This is a genomic window from Bacillus cereus group sp. Bce019 (genome assembly GCF_051781745.1).
GTDB lineage: Bacteria > Bacillota > Bacilli > Bacillales > Bacillaceae_G > Bacillus_A > Bacillus_A cereus.
In genome coordinates this window covers 22,763-47,551 of the sequence record NZ_JBPWJX010000025.1, presented here as the reverse complement: position 1 = coordinate 47,551, position 24,789 = coordinate 22,763, and the positions used below count along the sequence as shown (strand labels likewise).

The following is a 24,789-nucleotide window of genomic DNA, read 5'->3' as shown; positions in this document are numbered from 1 at the left end:
AGGTGTGAAAATTTAGATGACAAAATGGAAACGAGCAAACCCGAATGGAACGAGAGATTATTTATTCGAAGAATGTACGTTAATTGAAGAAGTAGAACAAAAATTAAGGCTTACTTTTTTAGAGAGAGGTTATGAGGAAATAAGAACACCTACAATTGAATTTTATGATGTTTTTGCATTTCAAAATAGACCGATAGATGAAGAGAAGATGTATAAATTTTTTGATGAAAAGGGAAGGATTATCGTTTTACGTCCAGATATGACAATTCCTTTAGCGAGAGTTATTGGAACACAGAGATGGGATACGCCACTTAAAGTGACGTATAGCGGGAATGTATTTCGAGCGAATGAATCCCATTCTGGAAAATATAATGAAATCGTACAAAGTGGTATTGAAGTTATCGGGATTGATAATGTAAGAGCTGAAATTGAATGTGTAATAAGTGTCATTCAAGCACTTCAAAAGTTGAAGGTGCAATCTTTTACAATTGAGATTGGGCAAGTACAGTTATATAAATGTATTGTAAAAAAACTCTCCATCCAGGATGAAGAAGAAAGGGTACTTAGAACGTATATAGAAAGTAAAAATTATGCAGCCCTCTCAAATTTTATCGGAGAAAAGAAATTAGATCGATGCGATGAGACAGTAAGATTACTTGAGAAATTGCCAAGGCTATTTGGAAATTTAGAAGTTATTGAGGAAGCAGAAAAGCTTGCTTCAAGTAATGAAATGAAAATGGCAATTGCAAGAGTAAAAGAAATGTATGAAACAATTGAAACGTTAGGATATGGTTCTTACATATCAATTGATTTGGGCATGATTCAACACTTAGATTACTATACGGGTGTTATTTTCAAAGGATATATATATGAAATTGGAGAAGAAATCGTTAGTGGCGGAAGATACGATGAGCTAATTGGGAATTTTGGAGAAATGTTGCCAGCTGTTGGACTCGCGGTACAAGTAAATCAAATTGTGAAGGCGCTGCAAGAGCAGCAAGAACCATATGAACGAAATCAAATTGATATTGTGATTCATTATGAGTTAAATAGATTAGCGGAAGCAGAAAGGTTACGAAATTTACTTCGAAAGGATGGGAAAAATGCTTGGTTATCTCTATTCTCTAATTTAAGCGATACCTTTCAATTTGCAAGAAAAAATAAAATAGGAACGGTCGTTGAGGCAAAGAATGAATACTTAGTGGAATATGTATGGAATGAGAAATGGGTAGTCCAGAAAGAAGGAGAGGCTTCATGCGTAACATTCAAATTGCGTTAACGAAAGGAAGATTAGAAAAACATGTCATTCCACTTTTTGAGCAGATTGGAATTGATTGTTCCGAGCTCAAAAATAAAGGTCGGAAGCTTGTATTTCAAAGTAAAAATACAAATGTTTCATTTATTTTAGTAAAAGCGGTTGATGTTGCTACTTATGTAGAACATGGGGTAGCTGATATTGGCATCGTTGGAAAAGATATTTTAATGGAAAACGAGAAAGATATTTATGAAATGCTGGATTTAGGAGTGGGGATTTGTAAGTTTTGTGTTGCTTCTATTCCTACGTATAATCCGAAGAGTTACCGGAAGAAAAGAATCGCTACGAAATACCCCCATATTACTTCTACTTATTTTCATGATAAGGGAGAGGATGTAGAAATTATTAAGATAGAAGGTTCTGTAGAAATCGCTCCTCTTCTTGGATTGGCAGATGCGATTGTAGATATTGTTGAAACAGGAAAAACATTACAAGAGAATGGACTCATTGTATTTGAGGAAATGTACTTTATATCGGCTCGGATGATTGTAAATAAGGCAGCCTTAAAAACTAAAAAAGACGAAATATTCAGCATTATAAATATGATGGAGCAAGAAATCTTATCAGGGAAATAGGAGGATTTAAAATGGAAATCATTTATGAAGAATTTAAGGAGGCATTATCTAAAATAAAAGTGCTAAGAGAAAACGCTAATATAATAGAAGAAACTGTTCAAAGAAGTGTAAGAGAAATCATTAGACATGTAAGGGAAGGGAAAGATGAGGCTTTATCTTTCTATACAAAAAAGTTTGATGGTGTAGAGATGAAAAATTTTCGTGTAAGTGAAGAAGAAATACAGCAAGCGAGTATGTTTGTAGAGAATTCATTTTTAGAAGCTTTAAAAGAGGCGAAGAAAAACGTTGTTTCGTATCACGAAAAGCAAAAGAAGCACTCAATATTCGATTGTGAAAGTAAAGGGATAATTAGAGGGCAACTCATTCGGCCGTTAGAAAATGTAGGTGTATATGTACCGGGTGGGACAGCCTCATATCCTTCTTCAGTATTAATGAATGTATTGCCGGCGAAACTCGCAGGTGTGAAAAAGATTGTAATGGTAACACCGCCGAGGAAAGGAGGAATTGATCCGCATATATTAGCTGCTGCAGATCTGGCGGGAGTAGATGAAATTTATACGATAGGTGGCGCACAAGCAATTGCTGCTTTAGCATACGGGACGGAATCGATTCCGAAAGTGGATAAAATAGTTGGACCGGGAAATTTGTACGTCGCTCTAGCGAAACGAGAAGTATACGGAATAGTAAATATCGATATGATTGCTGGTCCATCAGAAATTGTAGTTGTCGCGGATGAAACAGGTAATGCAAAATATATCGCAGCGGATTTATTATCGCAAGCAGAGCATGATGAGAGAGCAACGGCGATTTGTATTACAACGAATATGGAACTAGCTAAAGAAGTAGAAAAAGAGGTAGAAAGACAGTTAGAAACGTTACCAAGAAGTGAAATTGCACGTGAATCAATAAATAGAAATGGAGCCATCTTTATCGTTCCTTCTTTAGAGGAGGCGCTAAAGTTATCAAATGAAATTGCTCCAGAACATTTAGAGTTACATATAAAAGAACCAATGAATGCTCTAGATTATGTGAAACATGCAGGCTCTATTTTCCTTGGGCCATATTCACCTGAACCGCTCGGGGATTATTTAGCGGGACCGAATCATGTATTACCAACGAGCGGAACGGCAAGATTTTTTTCTCCGTTATCAGTCGATGATTTCGTGAAAAAATCAAGTTTTATTTCTTATACGGAGGAAGCATTAAAAAATGTACAGCATCATATTGTAGAGCTTGCAAATAAAGAAGGGTTACATGCACATGCGAGAGCAATCCAAATAAGGTTTGAGGAGGAAAAATAATGCGTCAGTCCAGTCAAGCACGTGAGACGACAGAAACAAAAATTAAATTAAATTTGCAGCTTGATGAAAGTACAAATGTATCTATTCAAACAGGAGTTGGTTTTTTCGATCATATGCTTACTTTATTTGCTAGACATGGAAGATTTGGATTGCAGGTTGAAGCAGAAGGTGATGTATTTGTCGATGCACATCACACCGTTGAAGATGTTGGAATTGTACTCGGAAATTGCTTGAAAGAAGCATTGCAAAACAAAGAGGGAATTAATCGTTACGGTTCTGCGTATGTACCGATGGATGAATCTTTAGGATTTGTCGCAATTGATATAAGTGGACGCTCATATTGTGTATTTCAAGGGGAATTAACAAATCCGAAGCTCGGGGATTTTGATACAGAATTGACGGAAGAATTTTTTAGAGCAGTTGCACATGCTGCCAATATTACATTACATGCGCGCATTCTATACGGAAGTAATACACATCACAAAATTGAAGCATTATTTAAAGCTTTTGGTAGAGCGCTTAGAGAAGCGGTCGAAAAAAATGCCAACATTACTGGTGTAAATTCAACGAAAGGAATGTTGTAATTGATTGCCATTATAGATTATGGAATGGGGAATATTCGCAGTGTAGAGCAAGCATTAAAATATATTGGCGCAGAGTACATTGTAACGAGTGATAAAAAAGAGATATTGAGAAGCGATGGCGTGATTTTACCGGGAGTAGGTGCATTTCCGAAAGCGATGGACGTATTAGAAGAAAGAGATTTAGTGTGTGTACTAAAAGAGGTTTGTGATATAGGAAAACCACTCCTCGGTATATGTTTGGGCATGCAGCTTTTATTTGAACGAAGTGAGGAACTAAAAGATTGTAGCGGGTTAGGTTTACTACCAGGGGAAATTCGTAAGTTAAAAGTTTCGTATAAAATTCCTCATATGGGATGGAATGAATTAAGGAAGGAAAGAGAATTTCCGCTTTGGAATGGATTAGTGGATGGTTCTTTCGTGTATTATGTTCACTCATATTACGCGGATTGTCCAGATGAAATTGTATGCGGAGTAAGTGATTATGGAATGCAAGTACCAGGGTTTGTCGCGAAAGGAAATGTATTTGGTGCACAGTTTCATCCAGAAAAAAGTGGCGAAATTGGCATGCAAATATTAAAAAATTTTCAAGGGGTGGTAGAAGCATGGAAATCTTCCCAGCTATCGATTTAAAAGAAGGACGATGCGTTAGACTTTATCAAGGAGAGTTTAGTAAAGAAACGGTGATGAATGAAGATCCAGTAGCGCAGGCGATCATATTTGAAAAGCTTGGAGCGGAAATACTACACATTGTTGATTTAGACGGTGCAATTGCTGGCGAGTCTTTAAATTTGCCCGTCATTGAAAAAATCTGCAAGGCGGTACGTATTCCTGTGCAAGTGGGAGGAGGAATTCGTTCACTTGTAACGGTGGAGAAGTTATTGTCAGCAGGTGTAGAAAAAGTGATTTTAGGAACAGCAGCTCTTTATGATAAGTCATTTTTAGAGGAAGCAGTTCGTCTATATAAAGAGAAAATCATTGTTGGAATTGATGCGAAAAATGGTTTCGTAGCAACGAGAGGTTGGCTTGATCTATCTGAAATTTCTTACGTTAGTTTAGCGAAACAAATGGAAAGTTTAGGTGTTCAAACGATTGTGTTTACAGACATTTCGAAAGACGGGACGCTTGCAGGTCCAAATTTTGAACAATTAGCGATACTTCAAAAAAGTGTGGGCATTCGTCTCATCGCCTCTGGAGGAGTGGCATCTATTCAAGATGTGAAAAAGTTAAATGATATGAATATATATGGGGTCATAATTGGAAAGGCGCTTTACGAGAAAACGATTGATTTAGAAGAAGTATTACAGGTAACGAAGTTATGTTAGCGAAACGAATTATTCCATGTCTAGATGTGAAAGAAGGGCGAGTCGTAAAGGGTGTAAATTTTATAGGATTACAAGATGTCGGTGATCCGGTTGAAATAGCTGAAGCATATAACGAGGCAGGGGCAGATGAAATCGTATTTTTAGATATTACGGCGACTCATGAAGGAAGAAAAACGATTATAGATGTTGTAGAAAAAACAGCAGCAAAAGTATTTATTCCTCTTACGGTTGGCGGGGGGATATCAAGTGTGAAAGATATGTACAATTTACTAAGAGTTGGGGCAGACAAAGTTTCACTAAACTCAGCGGCAGTGCGAAACCCGAAGTTAATAGAAGAAGGGGCAGAACACTTTGGATCACAATGTATTGTCGTGGCAATTGATGCTAGAAAAGTAGCAGAAGATAAATGGAACGTATATGTCAACGGCGGAAGAGTTGACACAGGAATGGATGCCATAGAATGGGCGAAGCGTGTTGTTAAACTTGGGGCAGGTGAAATTTTGTTAACGAGTATGGATGCAGATGGAACGAAAAGCGGATATGACCTTCGTTTAATAGAAGAAATTTCAAAAAGTGTTTCTATTCCAGTCATCGCATCAGGAGGCTGTGGTCATACGGATCATATTATAGAAGTTTTTCAAAAGACAACGGTTGATGCAGCGTTAGCGGCATCCATCTTTCATTATGGTGAGGCGACAGTGCAGAGTGTAAAGCGAAAATTAAGAGATGCAAATATTGAGGTGCGGTTATGAAACCTAATTTTTCAAAAGGATTAATACCGGCAATTGTCATCGAAGAAGGTACGAAAGACGTTTTAATGCTAGCTTATATGAATGAAGAAGCATATAAAAAAACGTTAGAGACGAAAAGAACATGGTTTTATTCTCGTTCGAGGCAGTCGTTATGGAATAAGGGGGAAACATCAGGGAATGTTCAATATGTGCAATCTTTATATTTAGATTGTGATCAAGATTCAATTGTTGTGAATGTGAAACAAGTAGGACCTGCTTGTCATACGGGAGAGAAGACATGTTTTCACTATCAAATTATATAGGGGGATACATATGGAAAATGCCTTTAAGTTGCTGTATAAAACAATTGAAGAACGAAAGGGAAGCCCACTTCCTGAATCGTATACAAATTATTTATTTTCAAAAGGAGAAGATAAAATTTTAAAGAAGATTGGTGAAGAGTGTGCTGAAGTAATTATCGCATGTAAAAATAATGATAAAGAAGAAGTAGTGAAAGAAATAGTTGATGTATTTTATCACTGTTTCGTTTTATTAGCTGAAAAAAATATTGCATTGGAAGATGTGATGCGAGAGGTGAAAGAACGAAATGGAAAGCTTTCGAGAGTTGGGGATAGAAGGGAAATAGATACATTATAAGGGGGAATGTATATGAAAGTAGATTATCATCTTCACTTAGAAGAAGGACCGTATTCAATAGGATGGCTTGCTAAAATAAATGAAGCGTTGGAATGTTATGAACCGCTTCAAGAAAGACATTCTATTGATTGGCTTATGAAAACACAAGAGCGTTTGCAAAAGCGTGTGAAGGAAGGGCCATTTACAACAGAATGGATAGATCTATATTTAGAAGAAGCTGTGCGAAAAGGAATAAAAGAAGTGGGAATTGTTGATCATCTATATCGTTTTCATGAAGCAAAAGGATATTATGAAAAATATGTAGATATTAGTGATTCTAAGCTCGGTCGTATACAGAAAGAATGGTTAGATCAAGTAAGGGTAGTTTCACTGTATGATTTTACAAAGGCAATTGAAGAGGCGAAAGAACGATGGGGGAAAAGAGGTGTCACACTTAAACTTGGAATTGAAGCGGATTATTTTATTGGTTGTGAAGGAGAGTTAAAAGAATTATTAGCGCTAGGAGACTTTGATTATGTAATTGGTTCCGTTCATTTTCTAAATGGCTGGGGATTTGATAATCCAGATACGAAAGAATATTTTGAGGTGCATGACCTACGCGCATTATATGATATGTTTTTTAAAACAGTTGAGAGTGCGATTCGTACCGAGTTATTTGATATTATCGCTCATCTTGATAATATAAAGGTATTTAATTATCGATTGGATGAGAATGAACAGCTTTCTTATTATGAGGAAATTGCCTGTGCATTAGTAGAAACGAATACGGCAACAGAAATAAATGCAGGATTATACTATCGTTATCCTGTTCGTGAAATGTGCCCAAGTCCACTATATTTACAAGTATTAGCTAAGTATGGTGTTCCAATTACGATTTCTTCGGATGCCCATTACCCAAATGATTTAGGGAATTATGTACAAGAAAATATACAAACATTACGAGCTCACGGTGTTACTCAGGTTGCAACATTTACGAAGCGAGCAAGAGTAATGAGGTCGCTTGAAGAAGAAGTAACAAATTCAAAATGAAACGCAATTTTTTGATGAAAACTGTCCTTTTTGTTCAAAATAAGAAAGAATGAAAAGGAGGGTAAGAAATGGCGAAACAACAAAACAAACAAAATGTACAAGGTGCACAGCAACAAGCTTATACTTCTGAAACGAATGCTGCATCTCAATCGGTTATTGAGGAGCAAATTAGCGATACGGTTGCAGAAGGAACTATTGATGTGAAGCTTGGAAAAGAATCGCAGGAAAAAGCGTAAGAAGAGGGGAGAGTTGCATCTCCTCTTTTTTCATGGAAAAGTGTCGATTTTCAAAACTATAATCAAATTCCTTGGTTTTTATATGTGGATTTCTTACAATGAAATATAAGAGATGTCTTATTTTCTATAGAAGAGGTGTTAGTAGTGGCAAAAATATTAGTAGCGGGAAAAATTCCGGAAATTGGATTAGAACTATTAAAAGATCATAATGTAGAAATGTACAATAAAGAGGAGTTAATTTCTATAGATGAATTAACAGAGCGTGTAAAAGATAAAGATGCATTGTTAAGTTTACTTTCGACAAAAGTGCCAAAAGAAGTTATTGATGCAGCGCCTCATTTAAAGATTGTTGCAAACTATGGTGCTGGTTACGACAATATTGATTACACGTATGCGGGCGAAAAAGGAATTGCAGTTACGAATACACCGAAAGTATCAACGGAAGCGACTGCAGAATTAACATTTGCACTTCTTTTAGCAGCGGCGCGTAGAATTCCTGAAGGGGATACGTTATGTCGTACGACTGGATTTAACGGATGGGCACCGTTATTTTTCTTAGGACGAGAAGTCCATGGTAAGACAATCGGAATTATAGGTCTTGGAGAAATTGGGAAGGCTGTTGCAAAACGTGCGAAAGCATTTGGAATGGATGTTTTATATACAGGGCCAAATCGTAAGCTTGAAGCTGAAAGTGAACTGGGAGCAACGTATGTGACGTTGGAAGAATTATTACAAACAGCAGACTTTATTACAATTAACTGTGCTTATAATCCAAAATTACATCATATGATTGATGAAGAGCAGTTTAAAATGATGAAGAAAACAGCGTATATTGTAAATGCTTCACGTGGACCAATTATGAATGAAGCAGCACTTGCTCATGCATTAAAAACGAATGAAATTGAAGGAGCAGCTCTTGACGTGTTTGAATTTGAACCGAAAATTACAGAAGAGCTAAAAGAATTAAAGAATGTAGTACTTGCTCCACACGTAGGGAATGCAACATTTGAAACTCGTGATGCGATGGCTGAAATGGCTGTCAGAAATATTTTAGCTGTATTAAACGGCGAAGAGCCAGTAACACCTGTAAATCAAAAGGTATTAGTTACAAAATAAAAAGAAACCTTCCGGACTCGGAAGGTTTTCTTATTTTTCTTTATTGGCTTTTTTAGACGGTCTTTGTCTAATGAATTGAGATAACATGTACAAAATATATAGTGGAATGGCAATGAATAAGAAAACAGAAAAATTTCCAAATCCTGTTTGATACATTGTAATAATGATTCCAACTAAAAATAGTGTAATAATGATGCTATATCGTGGAATTGGTACATCTTTTAAACTTGGGATACGAATGCGGCTCACCATTAAAAATGCGAACGTTACAAATACGGTAATAAGAACGATTTTTGGAATGGTATGTGAAAATAATGTTAAGAAAGCAACAAGCCCTCCCGCTGCTGTAATCGGTACTCCAGTGAAATATTTCATTGAAGTAGAAGATGGTGTTACATTAAATCGTGCTAAACGATATGCTCCGAAAAGAGGGAATAATCCCGCTATGTATAATCCGATGATTCCGTAGTTTGAGAAAGATGTGTAATACATTAAAACAGCTGGTGCTGCACCAAATGTTACGACATCTGCAAGCGAGTCGAGCTCTTTTCCCATTTGTGAATCAACACGTAATAAACGAGCAACACGACCATCAAGACTATCTAACATCATCCCGATAAGTACTAAAATAGCAGCTGATTTATAATATCCTAAAGATGCATAGCCGATTGATAAAAATCCGCTATATAAATTTCCGAGCGTAAATAAGTTTGGAATAGCTGCTCTATACAAAATCTGATCCCTTGCTTTCTGTAATAAATTCTTAATTAGTGTATGAAAGTTTACTTATTTTATCATACCATAAATTTATTCCTCATACGAAAGAAATTACCAATTTGTGAAAGATTTCATAGAAGGATGGTTCGAAAATTAAGTGGAAATAAAAAGAGGAAGCAACTTGTATAAAGTTGCTTCCTTTACTATTCAAATTTCGTTGTCATCGTTCCGGTTTTATATCGATTATTAGGATCGAAGCGTAATAAATCTCCATAAATTAATTTATCGGAGAGTTTTAATTCTGTTTTTGCTTTTTCAATATACGGCTGACATAACGTCATGTCAGCTTCTTCACCCGTACTTCTTTTGTAGCACATATTTTTTGTATAAACATACTCTTCAGAAACAAAGCTACCATCACGCATTACCATAAGCGGGTCTTTCTCTTTAATAAATAAGTCAGTTCCAAATTCAACGGATTTATTTGTTTTAATACCAAGTAAATGAAGGAGCGTTGGCTTAATATCAATTTGACCGGATACTTTAGAAACAACTTTTCCTTCTTGGCCAGGCACATGAATAATAAGAGGGACTCGTTGTAATTGCATAGAATCGAATGGTGTAATAGTATCTTTTCCTAGGAACTGTGCCATAGCTGCGTTATGGTTTTCGGAAATACCGTAATGATCACCATAAATGACAATAACGGAATTATCATATAATCCTTCTTCTTTTAATTGTTGAATAAATAATTTAAGAGCTTCATCTGTGTAACGAACAGTTGGGAAGTAGCGGTTTACAACACCACTTTCCGAGTTGAATTCATCAACATATTGATCTTCCGGATTTAGAAGAAACGGAAAATGATTTGTTAATGTAATAAATTTTGTATAGAACGGTTGCGGTAAAGATTTTAACTTTGGAATAGATTGTTCAAAGAACTCTTTATCTTTTAATCCCCAACCGACAGACATTTGCTCCGTTCCTGCGTAATCATTTAAATTAAAATAACGATCATATCCAAGCGCAGGATACATTACATCCCGATTCCAAAACGTTTTATCGTTTGAATGGAAGACGGCAGAAGAATATCCGTATTTCTTTAATTGTTCTGGTGTCGCTGTGTATTCATTTGTTGCATGAGTAAAGAATACAGAACCACGATCTAGCGGATAAAGTGAGTTTTCAACGATAAATTCAGCATCAGAAGTTTTGCCTTGTCCAGTTTGATGATAGAAGTTATCGAAATAGAAACTATCCTTAATAAATTCATTTAAAAATGGTGTAATTTCTTTTCCATTTATTTTTTTATTAATAACAAAGTTTTGTGTAGATTCCATTGAAATTAAAATTACATTTTTACCTTTTGCAGCTCCAAATAAGTTTTTATCAACTTGTTTGTCTTTTGAGTCTGTATAGTTTTTAATTTCAGAAAAACCATCCCCACTTGCAAATACACGCTCAGCTGAAGACTTGGATTGAAGCGTAATATCAAATAGATGGTATGTGTATAAACCTAAATTCTTCACGACAGTTTGACGGTCAAATGAGCGCGAGAACATTTGTGGTTTATAAATAACTGATACAACAATTTGTAGTGCTAATAAAGCTGTTACACCGCTAAAGAAAGTTCGCTTCTCTGAGCGGGAAAGTGGTGTTTTGTCGCCAAATGATGGGAATTTACGTGAAATAAACATTAAAATAATTGCATCTGCAAATAAAAGTAATGTTTTGTACGTAAAGAGTTCTTTTATACTTGTCCCTAAATCAGCCATATTGTTTGTTTGGAATAAAACCGGGAAAGTAACGAAATCGTTATAGAACCCATAAAACATTGCGTTTCCAAATAAAATAAATGACAGTATAAAACTGATTCCAATTATAATTCGGTTTCGGTGCTTAGATGCAAGTAAAGCTAAGCCAAAAAATAAAAGTAACGCAGCTAGTGGATTGATAAAAAGCATGAATTCTTCAAAGAAATTATCAATTTTAATATCAAATGCTAGCTTGTACACAATATATGTTTTAATCCATAGTAAAACGACTGCAACGAGTGCAAATCGCAGTTTTGGAAACAGGTGTTGTAGCATAATATACTCCTCTCCTAAAAAGCATGACAGTTCTTGTGAGTCAGTTTGCTTAACGACTCGTTTTATATATACGAACAGTCCTTTGTTATTATGATTATTATACTATGAGTATCATTATACGAAAATAAAAGAAGGTTGTGGGCTTTTTTATAATAATCGAGTAGAAAAAGAGTGGTGGGAGACAATAAAACAGAATTTCTATGTATGATAATTATCGTACGCAGAAAGAATCGCGTGATAATACGGAGGTTATAATGCGAAAATTATTATATTTTATAGCATGCAGTAGTGTTATACTTTTTACTTCACCGAGTGTGTCGGTAGCCCAATATGATGCACCTCTTATGGAAGATGCACTTTATTCTGTTTTATTTCCAAAAATAAATAAAGCAATTGAAAAACAATATGGAAGTTTGAAACCTTATCAATGTCCTAAAATTATTAGTTTAAAAAAAGTGTATAGCGGTACATATTTATTTCAAGCAAGTATTGAAGTGACAAAGTATGAACGTGTTGCTGGGAAAATTGCTCCACCATTTGAGAAGGTAACGATTACATTTAATAACGAAGAAGGCGAATGGGAAGTGACAAAGATTTCGGTAAAGCGCTTACCAAATGATACGAAACTAAACTGTAAAAAAATAATATAAAAAATTGTTTGACAAATAAAATGGTCCTTTGGTATTGTTAATAGCAACAATTAGATGTTTGAAAATTAAATAGACTTACCTCATCTACTCTCAAAGGTAGAGGCCGCGATAGGAAAGAGTAAGCTATGGGAGATTTAATGGAATCTGTGATCATAGGTTGAAAGGGACTATTGCCGAAATATAAGAATAACCATCTTATTCATATATTGGGACTGCATTGAATAAATGTAGTACTGTCATAAGATTTATTTTATGGAGAGCTATTTGGAGATGTTGATGCGGTTTCTTATTTTGAGGAGATAACAACTCGTTTATTTTTTCAATATATATTTTTCCTAATAAGAAACGCGTGTGAACATTGTTCCGCGCGTTTTTTGTCTATCTAAAAGCGTGCTGCAATGAATAGAAGATTGGGGTTATGAGTTTTAGAGGAAATAAGGGAGGAATTTAAATGTATTTACACGGCACAAGCCGAATTAATGGGCAAGGACACTTAGAAATTGGAGGGTGCGATACGACGCAGCTAGCAAAGCAATACGGAACACCACTTTATGTATACGATGAAGAGTCTATTCGAGGAAAATGCCGAGCATTTCATCGTGCTTTTAAAGAAAGTGGTTTCTCTTATCAAGTAGCATATGCAAGCAAGGCGTTCTTGTGCATGGAGATGTGCCGAGTAGCTCGTGAAGAGAATATGTCATTAGACGTTGTTTCTGGGGGAGAATTATATACTGCGCTCCAAGCAGGATTTCCGGCATCACGTATTCATTTTCATGGAAATAATAAAACAGAAGAAGAAATAGTGATGGCTCTTCAGGCGAATATCGGTTGTTTTGTTGTAGATAATTTCTTTGAATTAGAAGTTTTACACGATTTAGCGATGCAACATGGGAAATTTGTGAACATATTAATTCGTGTAACGCCTGGAGTAGAGGCGCACACACATGAATATATTACAACAGGTCAGGATGATTCGAAATTTGGATTTGGTGTTTCAAATGGTCAAGCAATGCAGGCAATTGGATTTGCTTTACAAAAATCCAATTATAATGTGCTAGGGATCCATTCACATATTGGGTCGCAAATATTTGAAACAGCTGGTTTTGTTCGAGCAATTGAAGTTCTTCGCCAATTTTTAGAAGAAGTGAGAGAGCAAACAAACTATGTAGTAAAAGTGTTAAATGTAGGCGGGGGATTTGGAATACGTTACACAGAGTCGGATACACCATTAACTCTTGAGACATATGTGCGAGCTGTAACAAGTGCAGTGAGAGAACAATTTACTCTATGTGAATATCCATTGCCAGAAATATGGATTGAGCCAGGCCGTAGCATTGTAGGTGATGCTGGGACAACAATTTATACAGTTGGATCTGTGAAAGATATTCCTGGTATTCGGAAATATGTATCAGTCGATGGTGGAATGACAGATAATTTAAGACCTGCTTTATATAATGCGCGTTATGAAGCGATGTTAGCGAATCGAGCGAATGATGAGAATGAGGAACTCGTTTCGATTGCCGGGAAATGCTGTGAGAGTGGAGACATGTTGATTTGGGATATTCATTTACCGAAAGTCGCTGCTTCTGATTTACTAGCAGTTTCCTGTACAGGAGCATATGGGTACTCGATGGCGAATAATTACAATCGGATGCGAAGACCAGCCGTTGTCTTTGCAAAAGGCGGAACATCGCAAGTAGTTGTGGAACGCGAAACATATGAAAATATTATTGGGAACGATCGCATACGTATTAAAGAGCTTGTCTAAATAGGAAAAGGAGTTGTTCGAATGGGCAATTCCTTTTTTATAAAATAAAATAATTAAAATATATCGGAAAACTAGGATTGAAAAAAATCAGAATTGTGATAAAATACAAATACAAAGCTTATCAAGAGAAGCGGAGGGAACTGGCCCGAAGAAGCTCGGCAACCTGCTTATAGAAAGCAAGGTGCTAAATCCAGCAAAATGGGATCCATTTTGAAAGATAAGGTAAAATATATTACCGAACAGTCTTTTCGAAATGGGAAAGATTTTTTTTATGAATAAAAAGGGGGGCTGTTCGCGTGAGTGTACGGGAACATTTTGATGAAGTATCCGAGAAGATTGAAGCGATGCTTGCTGATATGAAATATGGTTCAATTACAATTGTTGTGCAAGATGGAAAAGTAATTCAGTTAGAGAAAAGTGAAAAAGTACGTTTAAAGTGAAAAGCGCTGACTAGAAAAACTAGAGGCGGTTTTAACCTATTTTCATTAGGTTAAAACCGTCTTTTTGCTTTTACAGGGGGAAAAAACATGTTGACGTATGAAACGTGGGAAGAAAATGTTGTTTCGTTTTCGGAAGAAGATGAAACAAAAGGTGCGTTATCAGTATTAAATTGGGCTTATAAAGAATATAAAGATGAGGTTGTCTACGCATGTAGCTTTGGGGTGGAAGGTATGGTATTGCTGCACATTATAAACCAAGTAAATCCATCTGCTAAAGTTGTATTTTTGGATACAAATGTTCATTTTCAAGAAACGTATGAATTAATTCAAAAAGTGCGGGAACGATTTCCTTCATTGAATATTATAGAAAAACAGCCAGAACTTACACTTGATGAACAGGCGAAGTTGCATGGTGAAAAACTGTGGGAGAGCAATCCGAATCTTTGTTGTAAGATTAGAAAAATTTTACCTTTAGAAAAATCATTAGTCGTTGAAAAAGCATGGATATCGGGCTTAAGAAGGGAACAATCAGAAACACGTAAGCATACAAAGTTTATAAATCAAGATCATCGTTTTCAATCTATTAAAGTTTGTCCACTCATTCATTGGACGTGGAAAGAAGTTTGGCGATATGTATACAAACATAGCTTGCCGTATAACCCGTTGCATGATGTTGGCTATCCAAGTATTGGGTGTGAGAAATGTACGTTACCTGTAGGGGATGGTGGCGATTCAAGAGATGGTAGATGGGCTGGAAAAGTGAAAACTGAATGTGGTCTTCATTACCAATAAGATGAATCTTGAAATAAAGCTAAGAGAGGATATAGAAAAATGAGCATAGTAAACGAATTAGTAAACCGTATAGATGAGACATATGACGTATCACAAATTGAAAAAGAAATTAAATTAGACAATATTGCGTTAAGTGATTTAGAACTATTGGCGACAGGTGGATATAGCCCCCTTACTGGTTTTTTAGGGAAGGAAGATTATGATTCAGTTGTAGAAACGCTTCGTTTAGCAAATGGTAGTGTGTGGAGTATACCAATTACATTACCGGTAACAGAAAAAGTCGCAGAAAGCCTGAAGGCTGGAGAGGAAGTAAAGCTTGTTAACAATGGAAATATATACGGTGTCATTCAAATAGAAGATATTTTTGTACCAGATAAAGAAAAAGAAGCGTTACTTGTATATAAAACAACGGATGAGGCTCATCCAGGAGTGAAAAAATTATATGAACGACCAAACGTTTACGTTGGAGGAACTATTATTCTAACAAAACGCTTTGAAAATAATCAATTTCCTTCTTATCATTTAGACCCAATTGAAACGAGGGAAGCATTTAAAAAACGTGGGTGGAAAACAGTGGTCGGATTTCAAACGAGAAACCCGGTACATCGTGCCCATGAGTATATTCAAAAATCTGCTCTTGAAATTGTAGATGGTCTCTTTTTAAATCCGCTCGTTGGAGAAACGAAATCGGATGATATTCCTGCTGATGTAAGAATGGAAAGCTATGAAGTACTTCTTCAAAACTATTATCCGAAAAATCGTGTCTTTTTAAGTGTATTTCCTGCTGCCATGCGTTACGCAGGACCAAGGGAAGCGATATTTCATGCGTTAGTAAGAAAGAATTTTGGATGTACCCACTTTATAGTAGGGCGTGATCATGCTGGAGTAGGAGATTATTACGGAACGTATGAAGCGCAAGAAATCTTCACAAATTTTACGATAGAAGAGTTAGGAATTACACCACTATTCTTTGAGCATAGTTTTTACTGCACGAAATGTGAAGCGATGGCTTCAACGAAAACATGTCCGCACGGAAAAGAAGATCATGTTATTTTATCGGGTACGAAAGTAAGAGAATTATTAAGAAATGGTGAGATTCCGCCAAGTACATTTAGTCGTAAAGAAGTAGTGGAAGTGCTAATTAAAGGCTTGAAAAAAGAAGTAGTAACAGAATAGGGAGAGAACGAGATGGATACGAATATTACTTGGCATACAGCTTCGGTTTCAAAAGATGAGAGAAGAGTGAAGAATGGACACCATAGTTTTGTAATTTGGTTTACTGGTTTATCAGCTTCGGGTAAATCTACAGTAGCGAATGCGGTCGCTCGTAAACTGTTTGAAAAGAATATTGGAAATTATGTGCTGGATGGGGATAACATTCGCCACGGTTTAAATAAAGACTTAGGATTTTCTGAAAGTGATCGCATGGAAAATATAAGACGTATTGGCGAAGTGGCAAAGTTATTTGTAGACCAAGGAGCAGTTGTCCTTACAGCATTTATTTCACCATTTCGAGTAGACCGCAAACAAGTAAGAGATTTATTAGCGGCAGATGAATTTATTGAAATTTTTGTGAAGTGTCCGATTGAAGAGTGTGAGAAACGTGATCCGAAAGGACTTTATAAAAAGGCAAGAAAAGGTGATATTAAGGATTTCACAGGTATTGATTCGCCTTATGAAGAGCCAGAGCAAGCGGAATTAATTGTAGAAACGCACAAATATTCTATTGAAGAATGTGCAGAACAAATCGTGAAGTACTTACAAGAGCGTAGTTTTATATAGGGGGATAAACAATGAGTTATGAAAAAGTATGGGCTAACAATGAAAAATTAAATCAGACCGAGAAAAATAAATTAGAAAAAGATGGCTTAGAAATTTTTAATGATATTCCTTACTATGCGGAAAATGGTTTCGAATCTATTCCGAAAGAAGAGTGGGATGCCTTTAAATGGGCAGGCTTGTATTTACAAAGACCGAAAGAAGCTGGTTATTTTATGATGCGGGTAAATATTCCGTCAGGGATTATTACAAATGCACAGGCAGAAGTACTTGCTTCTATCGCTGAAGATTATGGACGTAATGTAATAGATATTACGACGAGACAGGCGATTCAGTTTCACTGGTTAGAAATTCAGCAAATTCCAGATATTTTTAAAAGATTAGCAAGAGTTGGGTTATCTTCAGCGGGGGCTTGTGGTGATATAACGCGGAATATTACAGGTAATCCGCTTGCTGGCATTGATGCAAATGAACTATTCGATACAACGCATATTGTAAAAGAAGTATATGATTACTTCCAACATAATGAAGAGTTTTCTAACTTGCCACGTAAATTTAAAATGTCTATTAGTTCTAATATTTATAATTCAGCAAACGCAGAAATTAACTGTGTTGCATTTACGCCTGCAACGAAAGAAATAGATGGTGAGAAAAAAGTTGGTTTTCATATAAAAGTAGGTGGAGGATTATCAGCTCGACCGTATTTAGCTGATGAATTAGATGTATTCGTTTTACCAGAAGAAGTGAAGGCGGTGGCGATTGCGATTGCTACTATATTCCGTGATTTTGGATATCGTGAAAAACGTCATTTAGCTCGGTTGAAATTTCTTGTTGCGGACTGGGGAGCAGAGAAATTTAAAGAGAAACTAATAGAGTATACAGGGCCTTTACAAAGTAAAGGGGAAAGTGCACTCAAAGGATGGAATGCAGGCTATTTTTATGGTGTTCAAGACCAAAAACAAAAGGGACTAAAATATGTAGGTTTTAATGTACCGGTAGGTCGTTTACATGCAGAAGAAATGTTTGAGATTGCAAGAATCGCAAAGCAATATGGAAATGGACAAATTCGTACATGTAACTCGCAAAACTTCATTATTCCGAACGTTCCTCCAGAAAATGTAAAAGGATTACTTAGTGAACCGCTGTTTGAAGCGATATCTGCTAGCCCGAAATCATTTATTGGTCATGCGGTTTCATGTACCGGTATTGAATATTGTAATCTTGCACTAGTAGAAACGAAAGAAAGATTACGAAAAATTGCAGAATACTTAGATACACAAATTGCACTCGATGTTCCAGTTCGAATTCATATGGTAGGCTGCCCGAATTCATGTGGTCAACGTCAAATTGCTGACATTGGGCTACAAGGGGTGAAAATGAAAACGAAGGAAAAAGGTATTGTTGAAGCGTTTGAAATATACGTAGGTGGAACATTGTTAGATGGCGGTGCCTACAATCAAAAGTTAAAAGGAAAAATAGATGGCGAGGATCTACCTGATGTACTCGCATCATTTATAAGTTATTTCAAAGAGAATAAATTACCAGCCGAAACATTTTATGATTTTGTAGGTCGTGTTGGTGTAGATACATTACAAATAGCGTTAAATAACGTGCTAGAAGAAGTAATAGCGTCTTAGGAGGGACGATATGGATTTATATCGATTTGAAGCTGTGTTAGTAAATAGTATTGTTCCGATTGTTGTTGTTGCTCAAAGTGAAGAACAGGCATTTAAGCTTGCGGAGATTGAGCTTGAAAAGCATTTTTTACCGTTGCCAGAGGTAAAAGAGATTTCTTTGTTTGAAAAAAAGAAGATTCGAAAAGGTGGGGCATTTGTTATCCATGAGTAGAGATCAGTAATACGAAAAAATAAAAACTTCCATTCTTATATACGAATGGAAGTTTCATTTTAATAGAAGAAATGAGGAGAGATGATGGGGAAGGTTTATATTGTTGGAGCGGGTCCTGGCGATCCAGATTTAATTACTGTTAAAGGGTTGAAATGTATTGAGAAGGCAGATGTTATTTTATACGACCGACTTGTGAATAAAGAGCTGCTTTCATACGCAAAGCCTGACGCGGATTTAATTTATTGTGGAAAACTCCCGAATTATCACACGATGAAGCAAGAGACAATTAACACGTTTCTTATTAAGTATGCGAAAAAAGGAAAAGTTGTAACGAGGCTCAAGGGTGGCGATCCATTTGTGTTTGGTAGAGGGGGAGAAGAAGCTGAAGCATTAGCAAAGCAAGGTGTACCATTTGAAATCATTCCTGGTATTTCAGCTGGAATAGCTGCTCCTGCTTATGCGGGCATTCCAGTGACGCACCGTGATGCAAGTGCAAGTTTTGCTATTGTGACTGGGCATAGGAAAGAAGGTGCTGAAGAAGAAGTGAAATGGGAAAGTTTAGCGAAAGGTGTAGAGACTTTAGCGGTATATATGGGGGTTAGTAATTTGCCCTACATATGTGAGCAACTTATGAAGCATGGAAAAGATAAAAGTACGCCAGCTGCTATTATTGAGCAGGGGACGACGTCTATGCAACGCACAGTTGTTGGAACGTTAGGGACAATTGTAGATGTTGCGAAAAAAGAGCAAATTCAAAATCCGAGTATGATTGTAATTGGAGAGGTTGTCCGTTTTAGAGAGAAAATTCATTGGTTTGAGAAGCAGACAGAAAATGCTTATCAAGTAAGTGGAGTGTTGTAAAATGAAAGCCGTCTTATATATATGTCATGGAAGTCGTTTGAAGACAGCGAAAGAAGAGGTGATTCAATTTATTACATCGTGTATGAGCCGTATAGAAGCGACTATTCAAGAGGTTTGTTTTTTAGAGTTAGCGAATCCTTCTATTGAAGATGGTTTTCGTACATGTGTGAAGCGTGGGGCCACTGAGATTATTGCTATCCCTGTTTTTTTATTAGCGGCAGGTCATGTAAAAAAAGATATCCCTTTTGAATTAGAAAAGTTAACCAATCAATTTTCGGATGTTAAAGTGACCTATGGTAATCCGTTTGGTGTATCAGAAACACTTGTTAAATCGGTGTATAGCGGAAGTGGCATCGAACAGGAAGATAAAAATGAAGTGACGTTACTTCTTGTTGCAAGAGGGAGCAGTGATCCTGAAGTATTAAGAGATATAAACTGGATTGCTTCTTTATTTCAAACAAAAGAGAAGGTTAAAAAAGTAGAAGTTTGTTATTTAGCGGCTGCAGAGCCAAAATTTGAGGAGAAGTTAAAGGAAGTTGTAGAACGAAAAGAAAAGAACATCGTTGTACTGCCTTACTTGTTATTTACAGGTTTACTTATGAAACATATTGAGAAAGAAGTGCGCCAATATGAAGTGGAAGAGATAAAACTCAGTCCATATTTAGGGAAGAATGAAGCGTTTCAAGATATGTTAATTCAGAAAACGACGGAGTTATTGAAAGGAGATCAGTATGTATCCACTTACAGTGCGAGTTAATGAGAAACGCGTTGTTGTTATTGGCGGGGGAAAAGTTGCAGGATTTAAAATTATTCCTTTACTCAAACAAGGTGCGGATATAGTTGTGATAAGTCCAGAATTAGATGCGAATTTAGTAAAACTTGTGGAAGAAAAGAAAATTCGTTGGTATCAAAGAGAATATGAAAAAAGTGATATTAAAAGTGCTTTTTTAGTTGTTGCAGCGAGTAGTGATTCAATATTAAATGAACAAGTTGCTGAAGATGCCGCTGAGAATCAATTAGTAAATGTTATTACAAATCCAGAAAGTGGTAATGTTCATTTTCCGGCAGCGATTCATCGTGGTTTACTTAATATAGCAGTTTCTACTGGGGGAGCGAGCCCGAAGCTCGCAAAAAAAATTCGAGATGATATTGCAAATAAATATGATGAGACATATGAATCGTATTTAGATTTTTTATATGAAGTAAGGTTGAAGTTAAAAGATTTACAGTTAGAAAAGAGGGAACGAAATATATTGCTCCAAGAAGTGTTAAAATCAGTATATGTGCAAAATGAGGGGAAAAGAGAAAGTTTTTTACGTGAGTTAGAGGAAAAGGTTTTAAAATAATAAAAGATAAAGTGCGCTTTACAAATATAAAAATATAATTTATAATCACAAGTAACTTCAATAGATGAAATCGATGAGCAAGAAGAGTACGTATATTTGATGCGTTCAGAGAGCTGGGGTTAGGTGGGAGCCCGGTACGATAAAATATACAGAATGGGCTTGCGAGAGGTATGTTGAACATTGTAGTAGGCAACCCGGGTTCCGCCGTTAAAAGGATAGAGTATCGGAATTATTCCTGTACTTGAACAAGTGGGATTTATCAATCCAATTGAGGTGGTACCACGGTATTTACATTACATATATCGTCCTCTACATGCATATTTGCGTGTAGGGGACTTTTTTATTTTCTAAAGGAGGTGTGCGAGTATGAAATGAAAGTGTATAATTAACAAAAGTTTAAATATTCAGAAAAGGAGAAATTATGATGAAAGAAACACAGCAATGGACGTCGAAAATAGGCTTTGTACTCGCAGCAGCCGGAGCCGCAGTAGGTCTTGGTGCGATATGGAAATTTCCATATGTTGCAGGTAATGGCGGGGGAGGCGCATTCTTCCTTGTATTTTTACTATTAACTTTATTTATAGGTATGCCTCTTCTAATAGCGGAGTTTGTTATTGGACGTAGCACGCAAAAAGAGGCGGTTACAGCTTATAAAGTACTAGTGCCAAATAGCAAATTATATCCTTGGATTGGTCGTATGGGAGTTGTTACTTGTTTTAGTGTACTATCTTTTTATAGTGTTGTAGGTGGATGGATTTTACTTTATTTATATTATAGTGTGACAGGAAGTTTCTGGAATGGTGCAGCTGATTATGGACAATTGTTCGGTGAAACGATTTCAAATCCATTAAGTGCGATTGGAGCACAATTTATCTTTATGCTTTGTACGATTTTTGTTGTAAGTAAAGGTGTAGAGAAAGGTATAGAAAAGGCAAGTAAGTACATGATGCCGCTATTATTTATTTTATTTATTGCGATTATTGTTCGTGCGTTAACACTCGATGGTGCTTTTGCTGGAGTAGAGTTCTTCTTAAAACCAGATTTTTCAAAGCTTACAGCAGATACAATTTTATATGCGATGGGACAATCTTTCTTCTCGCTAACTGTAGGTGCCTCGGTAATGGTAACGTATAGTTCGTATTTAAAGAAAGAGGAACATTTAGCGAAATCGGCAACATCTATTGTAAGTTTAACTGTTTTTGTTACAGTACTTGCAGGATTAGCAATTTTCCCAGCGATTTTCGCATTAGGAGTTAAACCGACTGAAGGACCGGGATTACTGTTTATCGTCCTTCCAGCAGTATTTGCAAAAATACCATTTGGTCAATTTTTCTTTATTATGTTTTTAATTTTATTCTTCTTTGCGACTTTAACATCAGCAATTTCAATGCTTGAAATTGTAGTAGCATCTGTTGCGAAAGGTAATGAGAAGAAGCGTCCGTCAGCATCATTATTAATTGGTATTCTTATTTTTGCAGTCGGTATTCCATCAGCGTTATCATTTGGGATTATGAGTGACGTGAAAATATTTGGGAAAACATTCTTTGATTTAGTCGACTTTTCGGTAAGTAACGTATTGCTGCCGTTAGGAGTACTAGCTATTTCATTATTTGTACCAAATAAAATGAGTAAAGAGTTGTTGATGAAAGAATTAGAAGTGACGGAAACGAAAGGGAAAACGTTATTTAACATTTGGTTCTTCTTACTTCGTTATGTTATTCCGGTAACTGTAATAATTGTATTTTTAAATGCGATAGGTGTATTTAAAATGTTTGCATAAAAAAGGCGGGGATCTCCCGTCTTTTTTTATGTTGATGAATGTAATAGACGATTATACGCTTTATAGGCTGTGGTGACAGCGAGGAATGAACCGATTAAAAATAAAACTGAGCCGCCAAATGTAAATATCCGGCCAATATACGTTTCTCTAGCTTCTTCTATTTTTTGTTGTAATTGCGTATTCATATGGATTACCTCGTAAACTATAGGCATTTAGTTATAGTCTATGTAGAATGCCTATATTGTGTGAAGTGTAAATGAAAAACCTCGGTAGGCACCGAGGTTTTTTATAATCCGATATAAGGTGATGGGTCAACTGCGTTTGTCTTGCCGACATTCCATTCTCCAAGATGAAGTTCGAAGTGTAAATGTTGTCCGTATGATTGGCCCGTATTCCCCATAAATCCAAGCTGATCGCCTTGTTTTACAGTTTGTCCATTCGATACAGAACGACTATTCATATGAGCATATACTGTCGTATATGTTTTTCCGTTTATACGGTGAGATAAATACACTACGTTTCCGTAACTAGATGATAATTCTGAGCGAATAACAACGCCATCTGCAGCAGCGATAATTGGAACCGTTCCCGAAGCAGCGATGTCAATTCCTTTATGGTTATCTAAAGAACGTACACCAAATCCGGAAGTTTTTGATCCAGCTGCTGGTTTGATAAAACCACCGATATTTGTATCATGTGGTGTTGGGGCCGCTTGAGCAGATTTAGTAGCTTGTTGTTTGCGAGCCTCTTCTGCCTGGCGGGCTTCTTCCGCTTTACGAGCTTCTTCCGCCCGTTTTTCTTCTTCAATTGCTTTTTGAACAGCTTGACGTTGATTTTCTAAAATGCCCTTGGATTCTTCTAATCCTTCAATCTCTGAATCTACTTTTGCTACTTTCGTATGTAGATCGTTAATAAGAGTTTGTTGCTGCTGTTGGTTATTTTGTAATTCTTGTTGTTTTTGTTCTAGTTTTTGTTCAGAGTCTTTCAGTTGTTGTTCTTTTTTCTCAACAGCCTCTTTTTCTGTCGTTACAGCATTTTGATCAGATGTTTGTTTTTTTACAATATCTGTATCGTTGTTTAATATTAAACTTACGGAGTACATATTATCAACAAGATCAGCAATGTTTGTAGAGTTTGTTAATACTTCTGTAATGATATTTGTACGCGGTTTTTCTTGCATAGATTGTAATCGTTGTTTAATAACTTCCTGACGTGTATCTATGTTTGTTTGTAATTGTTCTATATGTTTCTTTTTGTCAGTAATTACTTGTTGTGTTTTGCTAATTTCTTTTTTTGTATCGTTTAATTCAGTCTCATTTTTATTAATGGAAGTAGTTAATTCATCGATTTTCTTCTGTAATTCTTGAATTTCTTTTTCTATTTGTTCTTTCTCGACTGATTTATTTTGTAAGTCACTTTGTTTGCCTTCTAATTCAGATTGAATGTTAGATAATTTATCTTGATTCGTTTCAGCGTATACGGGTGAAAGTAACGGGGAAGCAAAAATCGTTCCTGCTGCTAAAACACTAAACGCTGCAAATTTCTTTTTCATTGTTGTCTGACTCCTTTCCCTATGAATGTTATATATCATAAGAAGAAGGGTGTCTATCGTTGTAATCATAATGTAAAGAAAATTTTATAAAATTGCTAAGTTTTGTCGGAATTTATCATTTTTCAACTGTAATTGTCATAGTGCTTACATTTTATTCATATGTGTAACAAAGGTATATTTTGGAATTTTCCTGTAAAATGAAGGAGGAAAGTAATCGTTTTTATGAGGTGAAATATTACTTGGAAAGCTAATAAAACACTAGTGAGGAATCGTTCTCATGTGAGGTTTTCTGACATAGGT

The 24,789-nt window shown here is 36.1% G+C and carries 28 protein-coding genes, 2 riboswitches and 1 other annotated feature; of the genes, 24 read left to right on the top strand and 4 right to left on the bottom strand.

The window, feature by feature from the left end; genetic code table 11:
- Nucleotides 1–16: 16 nt before the first annotated feature.
- The 12 genes from ACS2QP_RS24215 to ACS2QP_RS24160 all read left to right on the top strand — a co-directional run bounded on the left by ACS2QP_RS24215 (nucleotide 17) and on the right by ACS2QP_RS24160 (nucleotide 8,866).
- Nucleotides 17–1,279: an ATP phosphoribosyltransferase regulatory subunit gene (locus ACS2QP_RS24215; protein ID WP_000170298.1), complete on the top strand. Its 1,263-nt coding sequence runs from the start codon at nucleotides 17–19 to the stop codon at nucleotides 1,277–1,279.
- The gene (hisG, locus tag ACS2QP_RS24210) at nucleotides 1,255–1,890 is read left to right on the top strand and encodes an ATP phosphoribosyltransferase (protein ID WP_001244493.1); all 636 of its coding nucleotides are present in this window, start codon (nucleotides 1,255–1,257) and stop codon (nucleotides 1,888–1,890) included. Before ACS2QP_RS24215 ends, hisG begins: the two co-directional genes overlap by 25 nt.
- Before the next feature lie 11 nt (nucleotides 1,891–1,901).
- The gene (gene hisD / locus ACS2QP_RS24205; protein ID WP_000402933.1) at nucleotides 1,902–3,191 is read left to right on the top strand and encodes a histidinol dehydrogenase; all 1,290 of its coding nucleotides are present in this window, start codon (nucleotides 1,902–1,904) and stop codon (nucleotides 3,189–3,191) included.
- A complete protein-coding gene (gene hisB, locus ACS2QP_RS24200; protein WP_438882946.1) occupies nucleotides 3,191–3,775 on the top strand; it encodes an imidazoleglycerol-phosphate dehydratase HisB in 585 nt (194 codons plus the stop codon). The genes hisD and hisB overlap by 1 nt, the downstream gene beginning before the upstream one ends.
- Nucleotides 3,776–4,405 (top strand): imidazole glycerol phosphate synthase subunit HisH, encoded by a 630-nt coding sequence (hisH, locus tag ACS2QP_RS24195; RefSeq protein WP_000560360.1) that lies wholly within the window; start codon nucleotides 3,776–3,778, stop codon nucleotides 4,403–4,405.
- Nucleotides 4,378–5,097 carry a 1-(5-phosphoribosyl)-5-[(5-phosphoribosylamino)methylideneamino]imidazole-4-carboxamide isomerase gene (gene hisA, locus ACS2QP_RS24190; RefSeq protein WP_000402298.1) on the top strand — a complete coding sequence of 240 codons (720 nt, stop codon included), beginning with the start codon at nucleotides 4,378–4,380 and terminating at the stop codon, nucleotides 5,095–5,097. Before hisH ends, hisA begins: the two co-directional genes overlap by 28 nt.
- Nucleotides 5,091–5,849, top strand: coding sequence for an imidazole glycerol phosphate synthase subunit HisF (gene hisF / locus ACS2QP_RS24185; protein ID WP_098212758.1), 759 nt, complete (start codon nucleotides 5,091–5,093; stop codon nucleotides 5,847–5,849). Before hisA ends, hisF begins: the two co-directional genes overlap by 7 nt.
- A complete protein-coding gene (hisI, locus tag ACS2QP_RS24180) occupies nucleotides 5,846–6,151 on the top strand; it encodes a phosphoribosyl-AMP cyclohydrolase (protein WP_000803956.1) in 306 nt (101 codons plus the stop codon). Before hisF ends, hisI begins: the two co-directional genes overlap by 4 nt.
- A gap of 10 nt (nucleotides 6,152–6,161) precedes the next feature.
- A complete protein-coding gene (gene hisE / locus ACS2QP_RS24175; protein ID WP_438882945.1) occupies nucleotides 6,162–6,485 on the top strand; it encodes a phosphoribosyl-ATP diphosphatase in 324 nt (107 codons plus the stop codon).
- A 12-nt stretch (nucleotides 6,486–6,497) separates the two neighbouring features.
- Nucleotides 6,498–7,514, top strand: coding sequence for a histidinol phosphate phosphatase domain-containing protein (locus ACS2QP_RS24170; protein WP_000861836.1), 1,017 nt, complete (start codon nucleotides 6,498–6,500; stop codon nucleotides 7,512–7,514).
- 68 nt (nucleotides 7,515–7,582) lie between these two features.
- Nucleotides 7,583–7,750 carry a YozQ family protein gene (locus ACS2QP_RS24165; RefSeq protein ID WP_001118878.1) on the top strand — a complete coding sequence of 56 codons (168 nt, stop codon included), beginning with the start codon at nucleotides 7,583–7,585 and terminating at the stop codon, nucleotides 7,748–7,750.
- Between the two features lie 144 nt (nucleotides 7,751–7,894).
- Nucleotides 7,895–8,866: an NAD(P)-dependent oxidoreductase gene (locus ACS2QP_RS24160; protein ID WP_001062858.1), complete on the top strand. Its 972-nt coding sequence runs from the start codon at nucleotides 7,895–7,897 to the stop codon at nucleotides 8,864–8,866.
- Between the two features lie 30 nt (nucleotides 8,867–8,896).
- Here ACS2QP_RS24160 and pssA read toward each other — a convergent pair whose 3' ends face one another.
- Together pssA and ACS2QP_RS24150 are read right to left on the bottom strand one after the other, a co-directional pair.
- Nucleotides 8,897–9,598 carry a CDP-diacylglycerol--serine O-phosphatidyltransferase gene (gene pssA, locus ACS2QP_RS24155; RefSeq protein ID WP_000285417.1) on the bottom strand — a complete coding sequence of 234 codons (702 nt, stop codon included), beginning with the start codon at nucleotides 9,596–9,598 and terminating at the stop codon, nucleotides 8,897–8,899.
- Between the two features lie 188 nt (nucleotides 9,599–9,786).
- Nucleotides 9,787–11,673 (bottom strand): LTA synthase family protein, encoded by a 1,887-nt coding sequence (locus ACS2QP_RS24150; RefSeq protein ID WP_000939078.1) that lies wholly within the window; start codon nucleotides 11,671–11,673, stop codon nucleotides 9,787–9,789.
- A 254-nt stretch (nucleotides 11,674–11,927) separates the two neighbouring features.
- Between ACS2QP_RS24150 and ACS2QP_RS24145 the strand changes: the two genes are divergently transcribed.
- The 12 genes from ACS2QP_RS24145 (at nucleotide 11,928) to ACS2QP_RS24090 (ending at nucleotide 22,937) form a co-directional block, all read left to right on the top strand.
- The gene (locus ACS2QP_RS24145) at nucleotides 11,928–12,323 is read left to right on the top strand and encodes a DUF3888 domain-containing protein (RefSeq protein WP_031312108.1); all 396 of its coding nucleotides are present in this window, start codon (nucleotides 11,928–11,930) and stop codon (nucleotides 12,321–12,323) included.
- Nucleotides 12,324–12,412: 89 nt separating this feature from the next.
- A riboswitch (Lysine riboswitch) is annotated at nucleotides 12,413–12,594 on the top strand.
- 180 nt (nucleotides 12,595–12,774) lie between these two features.
- Nucleotides 12,775–14,091 (top strand): diaminopimelate decarboxylase, encoded by a 1,317-nt coding sequence (gene lysA, locus ACS2QP_RS24140; protein ID WP_438882944.1) that lies wholly within the window; start codon nucleotides 12,775–12,777, stop codon nucleotides 14,089–14,091.
- 115 nt (nucleotides 14,092–14,206) lie between these two features.
- Nucleotides 14,207–14,315, top strand: a riboswitch (SAM riboswitch).
- 72 nt (nucleotides 14,316–14,387) lie between these two features.
- Nucleotides 14,388–14,531 carry a YezD family protein gene (locus tag ACS2QP_RS24135; RefSeq protein ID WP_000116158.1) on the top strand — a complete coding sequence of 48 codons (144 nt, stop codon included), beginning with the start codon at nucleotides 14,388–14,390 and terminating at the stop codon, nucleotides 14,529–14,531.
- An 87-nt stretch (nucleotides 14,532–14,618) separates the two neighbouring features.
- Nucleotides 14,619–15,323 carry a phosphoadenylyl-sulfate reductase gene (locus ACS2QP_RS24130; RefSeq protein WP_000959020.1) on the top strand — a complete coding sequence of 235 codons (705 nt, stop codon included), beginning with the start codon at nucleotides 14,619–14,621 and terminating at the stop codon, nucleotides 15,321–15,323.
- Between the two features lie 39 nt (nucleotides 15,324–15,362).
- Nucleotides 15,363–16,499, top strand: a complete 1,137-nt coding sequence (sat, locus tag ACS2QP_RS24125) for a sulfate adenylyltransferase (protein WP_000029491.1) — start codon at nucleotides 15,363–15,365, stop codon at nucleotides 16,497–16,499.
- A gap of 12 nt (nucleotides 16,500–16,511) precedes the next feature.
- Nucleotides 16,512–17,105 carry an adenylyl-sulfate kinase gene (gene cysC, locus ACS2QP_RS24120; RefSeq protein WP_000380499.1) on the top strand — a complete coding sequence of 198 codons (594 nt, stop codon included), beginning with the start codon at nucleotides 16,512–16,514 and terminating at the stop codon, nucleotides 17,103–17,105.
- An 11-nt stretch (nucleotides 17,106–17,116) separates the two neighbouring features.
- The gene (locus ACS2QP_RS24115; protein WP_000119621.1) at nucleotides 17,117–18,739 is read left to right on the top strand and encodes a nitrite/sulfite reductase; all 1,623 of its coding nucleotides are present in this window, start codon (nucleotides 17,117–17,119) and stop codon (nucleotides 18,737–18,739) included.
- A 10-nt stretch (nucleotides 18,740–18,749) separates the two neighbouring features.
- Complete coding sequence (locus ACS2QP_RS24110) at nucleotides 18,750–18,950, top strand: DUF3906 family protein (RefSeq protein WP_000366914.1); 201 nt, start codon at nucleotides 18,750–18,752, stop codon at nucleotides 18,948–18,950.
- Nucleotides 18,951–19,034: 84 nt separating this feature from the next.
- Nucleotides 19,035–19,811 (top strand): uroporphyrinogen-III C-methyltransferase, encoded by a 777-nt coding sequence (gene cobA / locus ACS2QP_RS24105; protein WP_000521262.1) that lies wholly within the window; start codon nucleotides 19,035–19,037, stop codon nucleotides 19,809–19,811.
- A 1-nt stretch (nucleotide 19,812) separates the two neighbouring features.
- A complete protein-coding gene (locus ACS2QP_RS24100) occupies nucleotides 19,813–20,568 on the top strand; it encodes a sirohydrochlorin chelatase (RefSeq protein ID WP_438882943.1) in 756 nt (251 codons plus the stop codon).
- Entirely contained in the window at nucleotides 20,543–21,157 is a 615-nt protein-coding gene (locus ACS2QP_RS24095; RefSeq protein ID WP_000283356.1) for an NAD(P)-binding protein, read from the top strand. Before ACS2QP_RS24100 ends, ACS2QP_RS24095 begins: the two co-directional genes overlap by 26 nt.
- Before the next feature lie 64 nt (nucleotides 21,158–21,221).
- Nucleotides 21,222–21,470 (top strand) — a binding site (T-box leader).
- Between the two features lie 111 nt (nucleotides 21,471–21,581).
- Nucleotides 21,582–22,937 (top strand): sodium-dependent transporter, encoded by a 1,356-nt coding sequence (locus tag ACS2QP_RS24090; RefSeq protein ID WP_000665430.1) that lies wholly within the window; start codon nucleotides 21,582–21,584, stop codon nucleotides 22,935–22,937.
- 26 nt (nucleotides 22,938–22,963) lie between these two features.
- On the opposite strand, the gene ACS2QP_RS24085 is transcribed toward ACS2QP_RS24090, so the two are convergent.
- Together ACS2QP_RS24085 and ACS2QP_RS24080 are read right to left on the bottom strand one after the other, a co-directional pair.
- Nucleotides 22,964–23,122, bottom strand: a complete 159-nt coding sequence (locus ACS2QP_RS24085) for a hypothetical protein (RefSeq protein WP_001096001.1) — start codon at nucleotides 23,120–23,122, stop codon at nucleotides 22,964–22,966.
- A gap of 101 nt (nucleotides 23,123–23,223) precedes the next feature.
- Nucleotides 23,224–24,489 (bottom strand): murein hydrolase activator EnvC family protein, encoded by a 1,266-nt coding sequence (locus ACS2QP_RS24080; RefSeq protein ID WP_000726086.1) that lies wholly within the window; start codon nucleotides 24,487–24,489, stop codon nucleotides 23,224–23,226.
- Nucleotides 24,490–24,789 lie beyond the last annotated feature (300 nt).